General features: G+C 61.7%; 5 protein-coding genes. All 5 read left to right on the forward strand.

Annotated elements, in window-relative coordinates; genetic code table 11:
- The first annotated feature begins 73 nt into the window (after positions 1-73).
- The 5 genes from ABWL39_RS20785 to ABWL39_RS20805 all read left to right on the forward strand — a co-directional run bounded on the left by ABWL39_RS20785 (position 74) and on the right by ABWL39_RS20805 (position 2,427).
- Positions 74-430 (forward strand): cupin domain-containing protein, encoded by a 357-nt coding sequence (locus ABWL39_RS20785; RefSeq protein WP_003465043.1) that lies wholly within the window; start codon positions 74-76, stop codon positions 428-430.
- Between the two features lie 254 nt (positions 431-684).
- Complete coding sequence (locus ABWL39_RS20790; protein ID WP_003100858.1) at positions 685-1,011, forward strand: hypothetical protein; 327 nt, start codon at positions 685-687, stop codon at positions 1,009-1,011.
- Entirely contained in the window at positions 1,008-1,508 is a 501-nt protein-coding gene (locus tag ABWL39_RS20795) for a hypothetical protein (protein ID WP_003100856.1), read from the forward strand. The genes ABWL39_RS20790 and ABWL39_RS20795 overlap by 4 nt, the downstream gene beginning before the upstream one ends.
- Complete coding sequence (locus tag ABWL39_RS20800; RefSeq protein ID WP_003100853.1) at positions 1,505-1,876, forward strand: hypothetical protein; 372 nt, start codon at positions 1,505-1,507, stop codon at positions 1,874-1,876. Before ABWL39_RS20795 ends, ABWL39_RS20800 begins: the two co-directional genes overlap by 4 nt.
- Positions 1,870-2,427: a recombinase family protein gene (locus tag ABWL39_RS20805; RefSeq protein ID WP_003100847.1), complete on the forward strand. Its 558-nt coding sequence runs from the start codon at positions 1,870-1,872 to the stop codon at positions 2,425-2,427. Before ABWL39_RS20800 ends, ABWL39_RS20805 begins: the two co-directional genes overlap by 7 nt.
- Positions 2,428-2,461 lie beyond the last annotated feature (34 nt).

Genomic DNA, 2,461 nt, shown 5'->3' on the forward strand with positions numbered 1-2,461 from the left:
CAGCCTCCCGTTCAAATTCGAGTTAGAACTCATATCCAGCCTGTCTGGGGGCACTGTGAAAGAGGGATCTCCGATGACTGTTGAATCGAGAATATTTTCTGTAGCCGAGTATGTTCAGCCGTCCGAAGGCGAGCCTATTCGTTCCGTTGTGCTTGAAACCCGAGACTCAATTATCGTGGTTTGGCATGTCCATCCCGGGCAGGAAATTGCGGCTCACATTCATCCTCACGGCCAAGACACGTGGACTGTTTTGTCGGGAATGGCTGATTACTTTCAGGGCAATGGGATTGTTCGTGCCCTCAGGGAAGGTGAGATAGCCGTGGCAAGACCGGGCCAAGTGCACGGGGCGCGAAATACAGGTACCGAGCCATTTGTGTTCGTCTCGGTTGTGGCATCAGCCAATGCCGGTTTCGTATTGGCTGAGCGATAGAGCCCAATCTCTGGAGTTGGTCCAATGAGCGGTCGGGGAGATAGGTAACAGACATGCAGCGGACACGGCTGCTAAACCAGGTCGCAAACCTCCTTGCGTCGCAGCGTGCCGCAAGCGACGCGATCAATCGAATGGGGTCGGCATGAGACTGAACACCATCCAGTTCCCGACCGCGTAGCCGCCTGTCCTGCCGATCAGGTCTTGACCATCGACGCCTGGGATCAGTCCTGAATGTTCTTGGAGACCACTACGTTATGAGCCGCAGCCGCCGCAAAACACCCATCGTCGGGCACACGACCTGCGGCAGCGAGCGCGAGGACAAGAAGCTCTGGCATCAGCGCTGGCGCACCCGTGAGCGCACGGCGCTGACCAGCGCGTCGCCCGAAGCCCTGAGCGCCCATCTGCCCCTGCTGGAAAACCAGGCCAGCAGCGTCTGGTCGATGGGCAAGGATGGCCGCTCCTACTGGCCCGTCAAGCGCCAGGCCGCCACGGCGGATCGCATCGCCAATCACAAGGGACGCAACCCGCAAGAACGCGCCTCCCTGAAAAAGCGCCTGCTGCGCAAGTGGATGAGCAAATGAAGCTCTCCTTCCATCAGCACATTGCGCTGTTCTGGATGATCGGTGCTCCGGGCGTCTTCGCGCCCGTGATCGAGAACGCCAAGCGGCCCGATGCCGGCGCCGTCATGGCGTGGGGTGTCGCGATCGTGGCGGTGATGATCCTCTTCACCCCTTTGCTGCTGCGCTGTCCACCATTCCGGCGCTGGTATGGCCGGACGGATGCGCTGTCGGAGCGGCAGCGCCAGGCGCTTGCCGAGCGCGGCCTGCGCCGCTACTACCAGACCGCTTTCGATGACGGCTACGTGCCCCGCGTGATGCCCTACGTGTGGCGCATCATCTGGACGGTCGGCGGGTTGATGGCTGTGACCGCCGTACTGCCTACCAACACCGGACGGCCAGCCTTCGATGCCTTGGTGGTCTTCTCGACCTGGTATCCGATAGGCGTGATGCTGCTGGTTTTCGCGTCGAGGCCCCTTGGCCGGTTGATTCGCCAAAGAGCACAGGAGCGGCGGAAATGAGCACGTCAACCATCGAGGCGCTGGCCAGCGCCTGGGCAAGGATTGCCGAGGAAGCGGAATTCCCCGCTGACTACGAGGGGACTGCCACACCACAAGCGCATCGGGCTAGCGAAGCTATTCAGGAGCAGATTCGGGAGCGCATCGTCGCCACCAACGACATGCGGCTGTTCAGCCTGCTGCACCTGCTGGGTCAGGCGTCGCTGCGCATGGAGCAAGCGCTGTGGCCGGAGGATTACGAGCGGATGACGCGCGAGGTTGAGGAAGCCCTGCGGCAAGCCACCGACGCCAACGCCAGATCGTACACCCACGAAGAAGTGATGCAGGCGATGCAGGAACGCATCGACCGGGCGCGAGACAAGCCATGTTGATTGGCTATGCGCGCGTCTCGACGCAGGATCAGAACCTGGAGCTGCAACGCGAAGCCTTGAGCAAGGCCGGATGTAAAAAGGTCTTCGAGGACAAGGTGAGTGGCACGCGGGCAGACCGGCCTGGCTTGGCCAAGACGCTCGAAATGCTGCGCGAAGGCGATACTTTGGTCGTCTGGAAGCTCGACCGGCTGGGCCGGTCGGTCAAGCAACTGGTCGATCTGGTCGGCGATCTGCACAAGCACGGTGTCCAGTTCAGGAGCCTCACCGACTCCATCGACACCGGCACACCATCCGGGCGGTTCTTCTTCCACGTCATGGCGAGCCTTGCCGAAATGGAGCGCGAGCTGACCGTCGAGCGCACCCGCGCCGGGCTGGAAGTCGCCAAGCAGCTCGGCCGCAAAGGCGGCCGCAAGCCGAAGATGACCGACAGCAAGATCGAGTCGGCCAAGAAGCTGCTGGCCAGCGGGGTGCCGCCCAAGGACGTGGCCAAGAACCTCGGCGTGTCCATTCCGACGCTGTACCGCTGGGTGCCAGCCTCCACGCACGCTTAGCGTGCTTTATTTTCCGTTTTCTGAGACGACCCCA

This window comes from Chitinivorax sp. PXF-14, assembly GCF_040812015.1.
Taxonomy (GTDB): Bacteria; Pseudomonadota; Gammaproteobacteria; order Burkholderiales; family SCOH01; genus JBFNXJ01.